The organism is Cupriavidus cauae, assembly GCF_026210475.1.
In the GTDB taxonomy this organism is placed as follows: Bacteria; Pseudomonadota; Gammaproteobacteria; order Burkholderiales; family Burkholderiaceae; genus Cupriavidus; species Cupriavidus cauae.
In genome coordinates this window covers 1,165,123-1,180,951 of the sequence record NZ_CP080293.1, presented here as the reverse complement: position 1 = coordinate 1,180,951, position 15,829 = coordinate 1,165,123, and the positions used below count along the sequence as shown (strand labels likewise).

At 63.1% G+C, this 15,829-nt stretch carries 15 protein-coding genes and 2 pseudogenes; 9 read left to right on the top strand and 8 right to left on the bottom strand.

All coding sequences use genetic code 11. The annotated features are described in order from the left end of the window. Nucleotides 1-188 precede the first annotated feature (188 nt). From KZ686_RS05275 to KZ686_RS05245, 8 genes and pseudogenes are all read left to right on the top strand, one after another. A complete protein-coding gene (locus KZ686_RS05275; RefSeq protein WP_027457577.1) occupies nucleotides 189-518 on the top strand; it encodes an ArsR/SmtB family transcription factor in 330 nt (109 codons plus the stop codon). Nucleotides 519-530: 12 nt separating this feature from the next. Continuing rightward, on the top strand, nucleotides 531-1,001 hold the full coding sequence (locus KZ686_RS05270) for an ArsI/CadI family heavy metal resistance metalloenzyme (RefSeq protein ID WP_027457578.1): 471 nt from the start codon (nucleotides 531-533) through the stop codon (nucleotides 999-1,001). A gap of 12 nt (nucleotides 1,002-1,013) precedes the next feature. After that, entirely contained in the window at nucleotides 1,014-1,511 is a 498-nt protein-coding gene (locus tag KZ686_RS05265) for an arsenate reductase ArsC (protein WP_027457579.1), read from the top strand. Between the two features lie 10 nt (nucleotides 1,512-1,521). Further along, the gene (gene arsB / locus KZ686_RS05260; RefSeq protein ID WP_049405857.1) at nucleotides 1,522-2,607 is read left to right on the top strand and encodes an ACR3 family arsenite efflux transporter; all 1,086 of its coding nucleotides are present in this window, start codon (nucleotides 1,522-1,524) and stop codon (nucleotides 2,605-2,607) included. Between the two features lie 15 nt (nucleotides 2,608-2,622). Beyond that, on the top strand, nucleotides 2,623-3,045 hold the full coding sequence (gene arsC / locus KZ686_RS05255) for an arsenate reductase (glutaredoxin) (RefSeq protein WP_027457581.1): 423 nt from the start codon (nucleotides 2,623-2,625) through the stop codon (nucleotides 3,043-3,045). Nucleotides 3,046-3,112: 67 nt separating this feature from the next. After that, nucleotides 3,113-3,442, top strand: coding sequence for a PadR family transcriptional regulator (locus tag KZ686_RS05250; RefSeq protein WP_223277441.1), 330 nt, complete (start codon nucleotides 3,113-3,115; stop codon nucleotides 3,440-3,442). Beyond that, nucleotides 3,439-3,929 (top strand): annotated as a pseudogene (locus KZ686_RS25495) (chromate transporter). Before KZ686_RS05250 ends, KZ686_RS25495 begins: the two are co-directional and overlap by 4 nt. Continuing rightward, nucleotides 3,866-4,666: a chromate transporter gene (locus tag KZ686_RS05245; protein WP_407648512.1), complete on the top strand. Its 801-nt coding sequence runs from the start codon at nucleotides 3,866-3,868 to the stop codon at nucleotides 4,664-4,666. Before KZ686_RS25495 ends, KZ686_RS05245 begins: the two are co-directional and overlap by 64 nt. Before the next feature lie 54 nt (nucleotides 4,667-4,720). On the opposite strand, the gene KZ686_RS05240 is transcribed toward KZ686_RS05245, so the two are convergent. From KZ686_RS05240 to KZ686_RS05225, 4 genes are all read right to left on the bottom strand, one after another. Next, nucleotides 4,721-5,677, bottom strand: coding sequence for an IS110 family transposase (locus tag KZ686_RS05240; protein WP_027457584.1), 957 nt, complete (start codon nucleotides 5,675-5,677; stop codon nucleotides 4,721-4,723). Between the two features lie 89 nt (nucleotides 5,678-5,766). Next, nucleotides 5,767-7,176, bottom strand: a complete 1,410-nt coding sequence (locus tag KZ686_RS05235) for a tyrosine-type recombinase/integrase (protein WP_265633179.1) — start codon at nucleotides 7,174-7,176, stop codon at nucleotides 5,767-5,769. A gap of 484 nt (nucleotides 7,177-7,660) precedes the next feature. Then, nucleotides 7,661-9,265 (bottom strand): site-specific integrase, encoded by a 1,605-nt coding sequence (locus KZ686_RS05230; RefSeq protein WP_265633178.1) that lies wholly within the window; start codon nucleotides 9,263-9,265, stop codon nucleotides 7,661-7,663. A gap of 383 nt (nucleotides 9,266-9,648) precedes the next feature. Then, on the bottom strand, nucleotides 9,649-11,409 hold the full coding sequence (locus KZ686_RS05225) for a hypothetical protein (RefSeq protein ID WP_265633177.1): 1,761 nt from the start codon (nucleotides 11,407-11,409) through the stop codon (nucleotides 9,649-9,651). 472 nt (nucleotides 11,410-11,881) lie between these two features. Here KZ686_RS05225 and KZ686_RS05220 point away from each other — a divergent pair. Next, a pseudogene (locus KZ686_RS05220) lies at nucleotides 11,882-12,355 on the top strand (magnesium chelatase subunit ChlI family protein); the annotation flags it as partial. Nucleotides 12,356-12,551: 196 nt separating this feature from the next. Here KZ686_RS05220 and KZ686_RS05215 read toward each other — a convergent pair. The 4 genes from KZ686_RS05215 to KZ686_RS05200 form a co-directional block, all read right to left on the bottom strand. After that, nucleotides 12,552-12,689: a hypothetical protein gene (locus tag KZ686_RS05215; protein ID WP_265633176.1), complete on the bottom strand. Its 138-nt coding sequence runs from the start codon at nucleotides 12,687-12,689 to the stop codon at nucleotides 12,552-12,554. 94 nt (nucleotides 12,690-12,783) lie between these two features. Continuing rightward, nucleotides 12,784-13,443, bottom strand: coding sequence for a LysE family transporter (locus KZ686_RS05210; protein WP_149317157.1), 660 nt, complete (start codon nucleotides 13,441-13,443; stop codon nucleotides 12,784-12,786). A gap of 241 nt (nucleotides 13,444-13,684) precedes the next feature. Further along, complete coding sequence (locus KZ686_RS05205) at nucleotides 13,685-15,163, bottom strand: MFS transporter (protein WP_265633175.1); 1,479 nt, start codon at nucleotides 15,161-15,163, stop codon at nucleotides 13,685-13,687. Further along, nucleotides 15,163-15,747 carry a hypothetical protein gene (locus tag KZ686_RS05200; RefSeq protein ID WP_149317159.1) on the bottom strand — a complete coding sequence of 195 codons (585 nt, stop codon included), beginning with the start codon at nucleotides 15,745-15,747 and terminating at the stop codon, nucleotides 15,163-15,165. The genes KZ686_RS05205 and KZ686_RS05200 overlap by 1 nt, the downstream gene beginning before the upstream one ends. Nucleotides 15,748-15,829 lie beyond the last annotated feature (82 nt).

Below are 15,829 nucleotides of genomic sequence, written 5' to 3'. Positions count from 1 at the left end.
TGGGTCCTGTAGTCGCGGCGGCTTACGAGCGCGCTAGCGTGCCCCCAGTTTCGCGCATAGAGTGCGCGCTCACGCTCATCTTCGTTGGACCAGTGGCGTGAGCAACTGTCTTGAAAGTCAAGCCACGCAGGCTTGATCCAGCATAAGCGGCATTGCCATTGATTCAATAATTGATGTATTATTGAATAATGAATGAAGCCCAAGCCGTTTCCGCCCTCGGTGCCCTGGCCCATGCCCAGCGCCTGCGCGTGTTCCGATCCCTAGTCGTCGCCGGCCCCGAAGGGCTCACGCCCAGCGTTCTGGCCGATCAGCTCGACGTGGCCCGCAACGCGCTGTCCTTCCACCTGAAGGAACTGGCTCATGCTGGCCTCGTCACCATCGAACAGCAAGGCCGCAACCTGATCTACCGCGCCGACTTCAGCCAGATGAATGGGCTGCTCGGCTACCTGACCGAGCACTGCTGCCAAGGCAGCACGTGCGAGGTCAGTGATTCCTCCTCTGCCTGTACCTCCTGCTGAAAGGATCTCCCCATGAAGCGCTTCCACGTCCACCTGCACGTCGATGACCTGAACCGCAGCATCGGCTTCTATTCCCAACTGTTCGCCGCGCAGCCCGCGCGCGTCGAAAGCGACTACGCCAAATGGATGCTCGAAGACCCGCCGGTCAACTTCGCCATCTCCACACGTGGCAACAAGCCGGGCATTGACCACCTGGGTATCCAGACCGACGATGCCGAGGAATTGGCGGTGCTGAAGGCCCGCGCCGAGGCGGCCGACATGACGCTGCTGGACGAGGGCACCACGACCTGCTGCTACGCGCGCAGCGAGAAGCACTGGATCACCGACCCGCAGGGCGTGGCCTGGGAGCACTTTCACACGCTGGGCAATATTCCGGTCTTTAACGAAGCGGCGCCTGCAGCGACTTCCGCCGCAGCGTGCTGTACCCCGGTGCGCGGCAAGCCGATGGGCGTTGCGGTGAAGCCGGCCTCCTCCTGCTGCTGATGTGAGATACCCATGACCACCGACAAGATCTACAGCGCCCTGTTCATCTGCACGGGTAACTCGGCTCGCTCCATCCTGGCCGAAGGCATCCTCAATGAATTGGGCCAGGGGCGCTTTCGCGCCTACTCGGCGGGCAGCCACCCCAAGGGCGAAGTCCACCCACTGGCGCTCGCCACGCTGGAGCGGCTGCACATGCCGACCGCTGGCTACCGCAGCAAGAACTGGGATGAGTTCGCGGCGCCCGGTGCACCGGAGCTGGATTTCATATTCACGGTCTGCGACAACGCCGCCGGCGAGGTCTGCCCGGTGTGGCCGGGACGGCCAATGTCGGCGCATTGGGGCGTTCCTGACCCCGCAGCCGTCAAAGGCACCGATGAGCAGAAGCGCAAGGCATTCACGGATGCGGCGCTGACGCTGCGCCGACGCATCGAGCTGTTCCTGTCGCTGCCGCTGCAGCGGCTGGACGCCATGTCGTTGCAGCATGAGCTGCGCAATATCGGTACGAAGTGAGGCCGGGGCAATGAATGCAATCCCTGAAGCGCTGCGGCCTGAACAAGCGCCGCAGCCCATGAGCCTCTTCGAGCGCTACCTGACGCTGTGGGTGTTCCTGTGCATCGTGCTGGGCGTGGCCCTGGGCCAGTTCGCACCCGGCGTGTTCCAGGCCATCGGCCGCCTCGAGGTCGCGCAGGTCAACCTGCCGGTGGGCCTGTTGATCTGGGTCATGGTCATTCCCATGCTGCTCAAGGTGGACTTCGGTGCGTTGGGCCAGGTCAGGCAGCATTGGCGCGGCATTGGCGTGACGCTGTTCATCAACTGGGCCGTCAAGCCGTTTTCGATGGCGCTGCTGGCCTGGATCTTCGTGCGCCAGATCTTCGCCCAGTGGCTGCCGGCCGACCAGCTCGACAGCTATGTTGCCGGCCTGATCCTGCTGGCCGCCGCGCCCTGCACGGCCATGGTCTTCGTCTGGAGCCGGCTGACCGGCGGCGACCCGGCGTTCACGCTGTCGCAGGTGGCGCTGAACGACACCATCATGGTCTTCGCCTTTGCGCCCATCGTCGGCCTGCTGCTGGGCCTGTCGTCCATCAGCGTGCCCTGGAGCACGCTGATGGTGTCGGTGCTGCTCTACATCGTGATCCCGGTCATCCTCGCGCAACTCTGGCGCCGCGCGCTGCTGCGCCAGGGCCAGGCCGCCTTCGATGCCGCGCTGGCCCGCATCGGCCCGCTGTCCATGGCCGCGCTGCTGCTCACGCTGGTGCTGCTGTTCGCCTTCCAGGGCGAGGCCATCCTGCGCCAACCGCTGGTGATCGCCATGCTGGCCGTGCCCATCCTGATCCAGGTGCTGTTCAACTCGGGGCTGGCCTACTGGCTCAACCGCCAGGTGGGCGAGCAGCACCGCATCGCCTGCCCGTCGGCACTGATCGGCGCTTCCAATTTCTTCGAATTGGCGGTGGCCGCCGCCATCAGCCTGTTCGGCTTCCAGTCCGGCGCGGCGCTGGCCACCGTGGTCGGCGTGCTGATCGAGGTACCCGTGATGCTGCTGGTCGTGCGCGTGGTCAACCGCTCGCGCGGCTGGTACGAATGCGGCCCGAACCCTTCCTCCCGCTAACCCAGGCAAGCCACCATGAGCAACATCACCATCTACCACAACCCCGCCTGCGGCACGTCGCGCAACGTGCTGGCCCTGATCCGCAACAGCGGCGAGGAGCCCACGGTCATCGAGTACCTGAAGACGCCGCCCGACCGGGCGACGCTGACGGCACTGATCGCCGCGATGGGCGTATCGGCGCGCGCCGTGCTGCGCGAGAAAGGCACGCCCTATGCCGAGCTGGGCCTGGATGACCCGCAGTGGAGCGACGTGCAGTTGATCGACTTCATGCTCCAGCACCCCGTCCTCATCAACCGGCCCATCGTGGTCACGCCGCTGGGCACGCGCCTGTGCCGGCCATCGGAGGCCGTGCTGGACATCTTGCCGCAGCCGCAGCGCGGCGCGTTCAACAAAGAGGATGGTGAGGCCGTGGTGGATGCTGAGGGTCGCAAGGTCTAAATACCTCTGCGTGCGCAGTCGGGTGATCTGAAGCTGATATTATCGAATTTCGTTATCGATATTCGATATGAAAGAACAATCGACACCGCGCGCTATGGAGCACCACGACTTGCTGTCGGGACTGATCCGCCTGCATGTGCTGCACCACGCGGCCGAGCAGGAGATCTACGGGCAATGGATGATCGACGAGCTGGCCCACCACGGCTACCGCCTCTCTCCCGGAACGCTGTACCCGATGTTGCACAAGATGGAGCGCGACGGCTACCTCGTCTCCCGCCAGGAGCGTGAAGGGCGCACCGTGCGCAAGCTCTACACGATCACGCCCAAGGGCAAGGAAGGCTTGGCACTGGCCAAGGAACGCATCCGGGAGTTCACCGGGGAGGCGATGCACAAATGACAGATTCAACCAACACCTTGCAGCATGAGTCCGCAGCCGCGCGCGGCTCACCCGTCGAAGTCTTCGGCGCCTTTCTCAAGCTGGGGCTGACCTCCTTCGGCGGGCCGATCGCGCACCTGGGCTATTTCCGCTCGGAGTTCGTCGAGCGTCGCCGCTGGCTGGATGACCGCAGCTACTCCGATCTGGTCGCCCTGTGCCAGTTCCTGCCGGGCCGGCCAGCAGCCAGGTCGGTATGGCGCTGGGGTTGGGCCGCGCGGGCTGGCTGGGGCTGCTGGCGGCCTGGGCCGGATTCACCTTGCCATCGGCGATTGCGCTGATCCTGTTCGCCTTTGGCATCGCCGAGTACCAGGGGCTGGCCCAGTCCGGCTGGGTGCACGGGCTCAAGGTCGTCGCCGTGGCCATCGTGGCGCAAGCGGTCTGGGGATGGCCAAGTCGTTGTGCCCGGACCGGCCGCGCGCCGCGCTGGCCATTCTGGCGGCGCTGCTGACCATGGTCCTGCCCTCGGCCGCGGGACAGCTTGCCGCCATCGCGGTGGCAGGGCTGCTGGGCTGGTGGACATTGAAGATCGCGCAACCCGGCGGCGGCCACGCCCACAGCTACCCCGTCTCGCGCAAGCTGGGCATCGTGGCGCTGCTGCTGTTTGCCGCACCGCTCGTCGGGCTGCCCCTGTGGGCGGCAGCCACGGACTCGTCCACGATAGCCCTGCTGGAAGGGGTGTACCGCTCCGGTGCACTGGTCTTCGGCGGTGGACACGTTGTGCTGCCGCTGCTGCAGGCCTCGGTGGTGCCCAGCGGCGTCGTGAGCAATGCCGACTTCCTGGCCGGCTACGGTGCGGCGCAGGCCGTGCCGGGGCCGCTGTTCACTTTCTCGGCCTACCTCGGCGCGGTCGCCCACGGACCGCTGCATGGCTGGATCGGCGGGCTGGCACTCCTGGGCACGATCTTCCTCCCCGCTTTTTTCATGCTGGTCGGTGCACTGCCGTTCTGGGAAGGGCTGCGCCACCGCGCGGGCATCCAGACGGCCATGGCCGGCATCAACGCCGGCGTGGTCGGTATTCTGGTGTCCGCCCTCTATGACCCGCTATGGACGAGTGCCATCCACAGCAAGGCGGATTTTGGGCTGGCGCTGCTCTCGTTCGGGCTGCTGACGGTGGGACGCGTGCCGCCAGCGCTCGTGGTGCTGCTGGCCGGGCTGGCGGGCTGGGTCATGGCGATGGGTATCTGAAGCCCATTCGCCGGCGCAGCGGCCGGCCGGACATGGGGACACTCTCCAGCAATTTCAGGCCTGTGCAAGCTGGTCATTCCATGGCCGCCCGCTTTTGACCATGGCATTCAGGATAATCAGCAGCTTGCGCATGCAGGCCACGATGGCCACCTTCTTCGGCTTGCCTGCCGCCAGCAGACGCTCATAGCAACGCCGTATCACGGCGTTGTGACGCATGGCGACGATGGCGGCCATGTACAAAGCGCTCCTGACCGCGGCACGTCCGCCGCAGATGAAGCGTTTGCCGCGGGCCTGGCCCGAGTCCCGGTTCATCGGAGCGACGCCTACCAGCGCAGAGATCTGCCTGGCCTTGAGCCGGCCAAGCTCTGGCAGCTCGGACATCAGCGTCGCAGCCGTTGCCGGACCAACCCCTTTGACGCTCTTGAGCAAGGCGGCCAGATCGGGCTGATGGTACGCCAAGTGTTCCGCAATCCTCCGATCCAGCGCTTCAAGCTGTCTCGACAGCACATCCATCAGTTCCACAATGTCCTGCACCACCTCGGCATGCGCCATGTGCTTGCGCTGGCGCTCACTGACCAGAAGGCGCACCAGTTGCCGGCGTCGAAGCACCAGTGCATGAAGGTATTGCTGCGCCTGGTCTGGCATCGGCTTGATGAAGCGGTCTCGATCCGGCCGCAGATTCAGCACCTGGGCCAGCTCAGCCAGCATGCGGGCATCCACGCTGTCGGTCTTGACTAGGCGCCCCATGGCCTTGGCGAAGTCCCGTGCCTGCCGAGGGTTGATGACGACGACAGCGAATCCCGCAGCTTGAAGTGCGCAGGCGCAGGCCAGTTGGTACTGTCCGGTCGCCTCCATCACGATCAGCGAGACCTGATGGTTTTTCAGCTCTTCGATCAACGCTTGATGCCCGGCACCATCGTTGCTGAATATGGCCGTAGGCTGCTCGTGCCCCATGGCTACATCCATGGTCTTCTTGGAGATGTCGATACCGACTGCAATTTGATTGGCCATGATCCCTGCGTCCCTTCCTTGCAAATGCGAACGGCGTTCACGCAACTGTTCGGGCTTTCAGAGATCGGGCGCATGCATGCGCCCAAGACTCACGCACGGGCTCCATGGGCACCGAGGGATGACGGGCTACATGCTGCGGCCAACCCCGAACCCTGACAGGTCCGGGCGTGACGGCACTGCCGGACACGCACTTCAAAGATACAAGGGGATAGCTTCATCCGGATCCTATTCAGGGCGCGTAGCGTCTCGTCCTGCACTCCTTGCCGCTTCAACTCGCTGGCCAACTCTTCGAGCGCCGCCACGATCTCTCCACCCGGTGTTTGAGTTGCACTACTCGCCCGCTCGATTTCATCGAATGCCCAATCCACGTACGTCCATAGGCTGTTGATGCTGGAATGGCCTGTCATGCTGGCCAGTCGACTAAGAATCGTCGTTAGGGCATCGAGCCCGAGAGGAACGTCAGATCGAACACTATCTAGCCTCTTTGCCACCTGCAGTGTTATCCACCGATGGCGAAACATGTGTGCTGTGGCGCGCTCCTTGATACCCGCGCTCCGTCGTAGGCGGCCTATCGTCTGCGTGACTGTGACTGGAGCCAACTGTTCTCCGGATACCGAACAAAACGCCCAGCCGGCATCGTCAGATCCGCGCTTTAGCGTCCGGCGGCGATCAAAGAGCAAAGCGCGCTGGATATCAATGAACCTGTTCACCGCCGCAATTGTGTCCAGCGGTACCACGACTTGGCGTGTCGGATTGCCCCGTCGCTTTGCAGATCGAATATCCAGCCTCCCGCCGTTTTCACGAGCGGCCCTCAGCGCCGCGACAGTAACCCAAACCAGTTCCTGGCGGCGAATGCCACTATCCATCAGCAGCTTCAACATGGCAAGATCTCTGGCACGCACGAACGACGACGTTGGCATCGATGAAGCTTGGGCCATCAAGGTTGCGATGTTGTTGGACGAAATCGGACGCACGACTCTTGCAACGTTCGGTGGCCCAACAGCGGGATGAGATCGACGCTGGACAAGTCGCCCACGGACCCGCGTGGACTTGAATTCAATCGTAATTGCCGCGCCATCGCCATCCTCCCCAATGATCGGACGTTCCAGTACCAACCGCTGTTGGAACCACAGAAGGAAGTCGATTACACGCAGGATGATCCGATTGACTTGCCGAGAACTAGTCTTTGACGAGGGGCGTTCACGCAGCCACCCCGCTAGCTCCAATAGGCGATCATCGGTCAGTTGTTCGAACTCAATATTTAACTTTGCCACAAATCTGACCAGATGAGACAGCTGTGCAGCGTACGTCGCCACTGACGAGGGCGCGCTGTTCGCTCGCAGCAGAGCGATCAAGTAGGCGTTGACCGGCCAGCAAGATAAGCCGCTGGGCCAATACACCGCTGCAATCTTGCCCGCGGACAAGAAGCTTGATGGCCCGCTGCCACCATGCTGCCGAAGACGGAATGTCGGATCGGTCAACTCCCACAGTTTTGACATCACTTCACCAGATGCAGCTGTGGCTTAGAGGCGCCGTGCAGTCTCAAGTGATGCTTTAATTCTTGGGCCGCTGTGTCGGATGTGCTCGCGAGACGCTTCAATCGCTCCAGCAAATCGAGGTAACGTCCCGTCATTTCCATGACTGCCCCGGCCCGATCAGATGCCGATTGCTTGCCATGCGGTGCGTGCCCGGTGGTCTTCGCTCGATTGCGCGCCCCTGGTAGCAGAGAAAGAAGTCGGTCTTGCCCTCCCTCGAAGCAATGATTGATATGCCCACGTAGAGTTTTTGGGGTCATGCGGTAGATACCTAATTGGGGATCATGCCAAGCCGCCAGCCGCTCGAAACTTCGGAAGTGCTCGGCATTCCGATGGTCCCCCTGGAGGAACGATTCAAGTTGCTCTAGTCGAGCGAGCGCACTGAAACGATTTTTCTCCGCGAGTGATCTGACGCTTTCCGCTGTTTGCCCTGCACGTAGCCGCGGCATCATAGCTCCTCGAGTTTTAGGTGGATGAAAACCGTATATCGAACACCTTCGGAGGTTCTGATTTGACCTGGCCGAGCCGTATATACGCCTTGCGACTGTAGGAGCTCGAGATAGTCGTGTAGTTCGCTCTCATCGAGGACCGCCAAATCGCTTACTCCAAAGTGCCTTCGCAACAAGTTACGAAGCTGCTCGAGGGCGATCCTGTCATCGTCGCTTCGAACCGCATTGGCGGCCAGCGACGCCTCCACGGAAGAAATTTCAGAGCCCGTGAGGTCTTCTTGGATGTAAGTCCATGTCCGGTACATCTCCTCATGTCCCATCATCCAAGAAAGCGCTGGAAGAGAGTTCTCCAGTCCGCCAAAGTGGAAAAAACTCATGGCGAAAAGGCGCCTCAGCTGATGAGGACGGATATGCCATCGTTTTCCGTTGCGGTCTCGAAGATCCAACCAACCGGATAAGAGAGCGAGCTTGCTATATATCGAAGCTGGCACCAGCGTGTCGATTAGCCGCTCCGTTCGCACCACCGAAAAAAACAGCCGACGTGCCAATAGTGTGTCGTCGATCGATGCTACTGCCAGGAGAGCACGTCGGATGCGAACGAGGGAATTCACAGCCGCGCCTACTAACGGAGGAGCTGGCTTTGACACGTGGCGTCGCATCCCTTGTCGGCCTGTTTTGCGAAGTGCAACCTCTACGTGCCATCTGCCGGCGCGCTGCCACACGTCATCATCCTCCAGCTCAAGCACCTCGCTCTTTCTTGAGCAGGTGAAAAGAGCTATCACAGCGAAGCAAACTGCAGTGTGAATATCGAGCAGGTCGCACACAGTAAGGGCGTCACCGTTTGCGTACTGGTCGTGCCACCCAAGCCGTCCGGTACGCCAAACACCGTCCACGTTCAAATCTTTCAAGCCCGTTGGCAGTGGTATGGATGCGAACGCCGCTTCCATCCGAGCAACGGCGGAGTTCGAGGACGGTGGCACGGACGACATGTGGTCTAAAAGATGTTCGACAAAGCACGTCAGCGCTTCCCCATGACACATCAACCAATCGACGCATCCACTTACCAGCTGCTTTGCCACACTCGGTGGGATGGTTTTCGTTCGTGTCCGACTGCTTACTTTCAAGAACGTCAGGTGTTCCCGTACGGCAGCGACGTCGCACAGCTCCCAATCTTGCAAATGCGTGGAGCGGGCCGCTATTCCACATCGGAGGACCCACGCCACTACGCCGTCGGTATTCCAATACTCTTGATCCACGGCGCGCCACTTGGGGCTCGACCCCTTCGCTTCATCACGGAGTTGGTATCTTTCAAGATACGTCCGAAAGGCGATCAATCGAGCGTATCGCCGTGGCGAGGTGGAAACGGCTTCCGCTACCTTGGCGGCAATCAAACGCCCGTGGCGATCATAAAAGCCGATGCGGGCCAAGGCGTCCTTTGCTGCCCTGAGGGAATCTTGCGCTTGCGAGGGTCGACCGCACGCTAAACGATCATCCTTCATTAGATTGACCATGAAAGCCTCCCAGCGAGCGTTCATCCCAGCGGTAGCCGAGACGCCTCCTTCCTTGAACTGAACGACATACTCCCTGCAAACGTCCCAGCTCATTGCCCGTACTCCAGACCGGATTGCCGCCTCATAGTGCTGTACCGCCAAGAATTCAAGCGTGCTGATTAAGCGGTGATGAAAGGCCGCAAGCCGACTCGGCGGAAGCGACTCTGGTCCAGTGAAGGCAGAAAGCAGTAGCGCTTTGCCGTCCTCCAACAGTATTCGATGTGTTGCGTCAGACAGTCTTCCCGTCGGCAGTCTAAGATCCCAACGCAACTCCGTCAGATTCCTCCATACGCCATTTACCTTGCGAGCTCGCGCGCTGCTTGCTACTTTCCACACTGGATCCGCAAGAGCGCTGTGCAACCAGTGAGGCCGCCGTTCGCTATTTGCGGCAATCGCTGCAGCGGCGAAAAAGTCTTCGAGATCCTGGGGGAGGGATGTCATTGGAGCCTTGGAAAGCGAATCTGTTCGCTTAGTTCTGAGGCCAATACCTCTGCGCTCTGTATCAACGATCTGACCTCCTGAAAGACCGTTGGCAATGGCGCCTTCAGAGAGTCCATGAACTCACACCAGAATCTTGGTGTCATATTGGTTAGCACGTCAGGTTGCTCCAGCGTCGCCTCCGGAATGCCGCGCAAATGCTCGCGATATAGCACCAGGACGGCAAGCGCGCGCACATCTTTGCAAAGAACAAGAGGCGGAATGCTTGCGTCGGCTTCCGACGGGCTCGATACAAACGCGGCCATTGCATCGTTCTGTCGATATGCATCAGGAATGCCAGAATTGAGGAACAGATGCAATTCTTCCAGAGTGCGAAAGTCGGTCATCTTCAGTAAAGAATCACTGTCGGATACTGCTGAAGTGATGAGGATATTTTGGTGGCGACGGATCTGTCTTTCGTGAATTGCTAGACGAAGTGCCTCTGGAATGTAGTGTGCGATCGTGGTTCTGATGTTTCGATGGCCGAATGCACGAGCAGCCGCGACCAAGTCACCTCCGGACTGAAGATATTCCAGGACACCAACGCTCACCCTTAGAGCCTTCAGAGTGGCACACTCCCGCCATCGCTCCAGTTCGGGATGCCGCTCTACGAAGGGAGTTCTGCGAGATTGGTTGCTTGACTTCCCCCAGTCTCTTTCGCCTCGCTGTCCTCTGAACGCAGTGGAGAGCGTCTTTTCCGAAATATCAATTACATCGTAAGTAAGGGTATTGACGCCGAGCCACAGACGATTGGCAGCGCGCGCTTTACCATTTTTTCGAAGCTCCTTACGAAGGACTTCGGTACATTGGATAACACACTTGATAACGCGTCTCGACAGGGGAGTAAGAAGCACAGCACGCTCTGTACCTGCGCGGGGTTTTTGCAAAACGAGTCTTGTTGCAGATCCATCGTCCTCAGTGGCATCAAGTAACAAACTCATCCTGCCCTGATCGTCAAATACGGTAGCTCGAGCGAGCGAGGTTACGTTGATGTTCGGATGCTCGAGAAGGAGCAAGACAAAACACACGGCGGCAATGCCGCTGCTCATCAGGCCTAAATGCGGTAGCAGCGTGTTCTTGCCAGACAGCTGAACGAACCGCCAATGCGGCGGAGTCCCAGGCACTGTGCGCGCGGACTGCTTCCCATCCCGGAGGACATACTGGGCGTACGGCCGCGGGATTCCGCCCATTTCGTGATGAACGACCAGTAGGAGGTGTTCTAGCGAATTTGGATGCCCTCCCTCTGGCCGGAACAGATGCTTCCCGCAGATAGGATCCACATATTTTTGCGGTCCCGTCCTTGTCTCCAAGAGCGTTTTCAGCCGGCCATAATCGCCGCCTCGGATCAACGCATGCCCATCGTTTCTGGCCCTCTCGAACGCCGAGAACTCGCGGAGAGCGCACTGCTTGAAAACTTGGATCGCCTGCCTGAGACGATGCTCATAGTCCTTAAGATACTGATCGTCCGCGGCACTGATGGAGATTGGCTCCAAGAGTTCTTCGTTGTAAGAATCTTTCTTGAAGTTTAAGGTGCGGGGAATCCGGCCGTGATGCTGATCCGGATATTGCGCGGCCGCCTCTCTGCTGGATCGGACAAACCGCTGTGGCAAGGGGCGTAGTGCGCTCGCGTGCAGATTGAATTTTGGTAGGAAGCCAACGGCTCTGGCATCTTTCAAGAATTGCAGAAAGCAGCCCCACTTGAAGCTTACTGTCGCCACCATGTTCCCGGCACCTATGCCTTGACGATAGAGAGCTTCCCGTAGCCGTGCCAGCTCCAGTACCAGGTCGTCTGGGCACCGGCCTGGCCCTGGCGCTTGCGCGCCGTGACGGCTCACTTCTTCTCGCCACAACTCGAGTACGGCGCGCACGGCGTACGTCTGTGTCGCAGTCGAATAGCGGGCTGAAAACCGCCGAAGAGCGCGCCACGCGATTACTCGTGATTCTGCAGTCAGCCATGCCGCGAAGCCGGTGAAATCAACGACGGTCCTGCCAGACTCCTTGGCCGCATTGGCAATCGTTAGGTATCCCTCCTCGAGGTCAACGACATCCGCTGGGGCGTCGTCCCTATGACCTGTATCCCTTCTACCTGCCCTGCTATCCACTTTGCCCACACGCCTGCCCCTTTCCCTTGGTATGGGCCCATTATTGGAACCTAGACCTAACTCCCTCAACCAATTTTTGTCACAAAAGAGATCGATGAACCCCTGTCCGTGCGGCTACCTGGGACATCCGGCCCGGGCCTGCCGCTGCACGCCCGACCAGGTGCTGCGCTACCAGTCGCGATTGTCCGGGCCGCTGCTGGACCGCATCGACCTGCAGATCGAGGTGCCGGCGCAAAGCCAGCAGGAGACGCTGGACGGCCCGCCCGGCGAGGACAGCGCGGCGATCCGCGTGCGCGTGCTGGCCGCCCGGGCGCGGCAGCTCGAGCGGCAGGGCAAACCGAATGGAGAACTGGCGGGGGAGGAGATCGACCGGCATTGCCCGCTGGACGAGCAGGCGCAGGGGCTGTTGCGCGCGGCGATGGCGCGCCTGGGCTGGTCGGCGCGCTCGTACTTTCGCGTGCTGAAGGTCGCGCGGACCATCGCGGATCTGGGCGGCGCCGACACCATCGGCGCGGCGCATGCGGCCGAGGCGGTGCAGTATCGGCGGGTGTTGCGGCCGGTTTAGCGATGCACGGCACGCATCGGCCGATCGGCTTATCGCTCCGGGTCCATTCTCCCGCTGGCGGGAAGGGTTGGAGGAGGGGAACGGCGCTCGCCACACCGACGGTGCCGGCCGTTCAATCGCCCCTGCCCTCTCCCCCCACCCCTCTCCGACCAGTGCGCGAGGGGAGCAAACCGGGCGCGGTGGCGGGGCCTGGCCGTCAATTGAGGCTGATGCCAGCTTCCGGCGGCTCGCCCGGCGGTTCCGGCTCCTCCTCGATCGGCGGATGATCCGGTGGCACGCCGGGCGGCGGCGGATCTTCTATCGGCGGAACGGTGTGGTCGGCGCGGCGCGGCATCGGTCGGCTCCAAGGGGCGGGTAACCACCATTGAAGCAAACCGGCCGGGGGATCGCCAGCCGGCGCGGTCCTGTCCGGTCCGGTCCGATCGCGCTCAGCCCGGCTGTCGCCGCACGAAGAACAGCGCGGCGCCGACCGCCATCAGCACGCTGCCGAACACGCGGTTCTGCCAGCGCATCGCGCGCGCGTCGCGAAACAGCCCCTGCATACGCGAGGCCAGCAGCGCGTAGCCGTGCATCACGATCAGGTCGACCGCGCACATCGTCACGGCCAGGATCGCCAGCTGCGGCGCCAGGGGCCGCGCCGCATCGATGAACTGCGGCAGCACCGCCACCATGAAGACGATGCCCTTGGGATTGGTGACATTGGTCAGCAGGCCGGTGGCGAAACGCCGGCGCGGACTCATCGCGGCCACGCGGATGCCGCCCTGGGACTTGCCCTCGCCATTTGCATCGCCCGGCTCCTGCTCGACCCGCGCCCGCCACTGCTGCACGCCCAGATAGATCAGGTACAGCGCGCCGACCGTCTTGACCGCCGCGAACGCATGCTCGGATGCAATCAGCAGAGCACCGAGTCCGCCGCCGGCGACCAGCAGCACGATCAGCAGCCCGGTCTGCAGGCCGAGAATCGTGGTGGTGGTCTTGCGCAGCCCATAGGACAGCCCGTGGCTCATCGACAGCACGGCCCCCGAGCCCGGCGAGACGGCGATCGCCCAGCAGGCCGCGAAATAGGCGAGCCAGATTTCCCAACGCATGATTTGCTCCTTCTTGTTTTTGCCTAAGCTCGAACCTTTTCAACCCCGGAACCTTGTCGGACCCTGGGACCTTCCATTCCCCGGACTTCTCCAATCCGCGGACTTTTCCAATCCCCGGACCTTTCCAATCCGCGGACGTATCCAAACCCCGGACCTTTTCAGATCCCCGGACGTTTCCGCGGACGTATCCAAACCCCCGGTCCTTTTCAGCCCCCCGGATCGTTCCAAACGCCGGCGGCGTTCAACCCGCCACCCGCCGCCAAAGCCGCGGCACCAGCGCATACCAGAGATAGCCGACGAGCTGCAGCCCCAGCAGTCCGCCAAGCGCCGCGCGGAACGCGTCGGCCTGCGGCAGCCCGGCGTCGCGGAACAGGTCGATCGCCACCCCCAGACCCCACTGGATCAGGAAGCTGCCGCCGAACACCAGCAGGTTGTAGGTGGTATTGGCGCGCCCGGCGACCGCCGCCGGAAACGACAGGCTCAGCGTGCTGAGGATCAGCGACAGCGTGCTCGCGCACATCGCCAGCAGCGGCCACAGCAGCCACGCCGCCGGCGCGGTCCAGGCGACGATCGCCGCCTGCAGCACCAGCGTCAGCCCGGCGCCGACCATCACCAGCCGCGCCGACTCGACCGGATCGCGCGCGCGCCGCGGCGCCAGCCAGCCTAGCAGCAGATAGCCGGCCAGCAGCGCGATATTGAACAGGAACAGGATTTGCGCGGTGCGGTCCGGCCCGAAGCCGAGCACGTCGACCAGCCACGGGCCGACCCACAGCGTCTGCACGGCCATGAAGCCGGCCTGGTTCAGCAGGCCGAAGGGCAGCACGCGGACGAAGGCCGGATGGCGCAGCAGCGCCCGATAACCGCCGGCCATCGTGGCCGCCGGGACCTTCGCAGCGGCGGTCGCGCGATCCACGCCGTTCGTCGGGCTGCCCACGCTGTTCGTCGCGCCGTCCGTCATGCCGTCCGTCGCGCTTCCTGCCCCGCTGCCAGTTGCACTAACGGTCGCGCTAGCAGTAGCGATATCGGCTGCGATATCGGCAGGATCAGCGACGGTCCTCCCCCGTTCCGCCCCGCGCGCCAGCCGCACGCTGCGCCGCTCGACCCGCGCCAGCCCCCGATACAGCGCCAGCGCCGACACCAGCAGCAGGCCCGCCATCACCAGGAACACGCCGCGCCAGCCCAGCCACGGCAGCACCGCCTGCACCGGCAGCGTCGTCATCAGCGCGCCGCCGCTGCCGGCGACCAGCATCCAGACCGACAGCTGGCTCTGCCGCGCGGTCGGAAACCAGCGGCGATAGGCGGTGTAGGACGCCATCAGGCAGGCCGAGACGCCGGCGCCGATCAGCGCCCGCCCCAGCCACAAGGTCGCCGCCGAACCGGCCAGCGCGAACACCAGCGCGCCCGCCGCGGCGATCAGCAGCAGCACGGTTTCGACGCGCCGCACGCCGCGCCGGTCCAGCCACTGGCCGACCGGCAGCTGCATCGCGGCGAAGGCGAGGAAATAGGCTGACGACAGCAGGCCCAGGTCGGCGTTCGACAGCCGCATGTCGGCGATCAGCTCGGGCGCGATCACCGCGTTGATGGTGCGCAGCGCGTACGACAGCACATAGGCCGCGGCGAAGCAGGCGAACACCAGCGCGCCCTCGCTACGCCGCAGCAGCGAGGACGGCCGCATGGACAGTCCGATGCGGTTGCTGCGCGAGCCGGTACGGGGACGCATCAGAACGGGTGGAAGCCGGCCAGGAACTGCTCGACCTGCTCGGCCTGGCGGTGGTCGCGCGCGGCATCGCCGGCCTCGAGCACGACCGCCTGGTAGACCTTGGTGCCTTTGGCGACCAGCCGCGCGGTCAGCCGGCGCGGCGCCTTGTCCTGCGGCGAGACGCCGGCCACGCGGATCTCGATGCCCTGCAGCGCCACCGGCGGCTGGGCCGACGACATCACCGTGACCGCGCGCGTCTGCACCGGCTCGGTCGGCGCGTTGCCCAGATTGGCCAGCAGGCCGGACTGCATCGCCGACAGCGCCTCCGCGCGCAGCGCGGCGTCGTCGCTGGGCAGGCTGACCACGCCGACCGCGAACAGCGTCTCGTCGACGCGTGCCGCCTCCATCGTCATCGGCAGCTTGCGGCCGGCGATCGCGACATCGCGCGCGGCGCTGGTCGGCTTGCCGGGATAGAGCGCGGCATAGCCGCCCTCGTTGGACTGGATGGTCCGCCAGTCGTAGCGCGGCGAGCAGGCGAGCAGCGCGGCCACCGCCAGGCCGGCGCAATACCGGGCCGGCCGGCGGAGGAACGAAAGGCGAGACATCGGGAAGCCTGAACGACGGGTGGAAGAAGACGGCCGATAAAGGGAACGAAGCGCCGCACCGGCAGGGGTGCGGCCAAGCCGC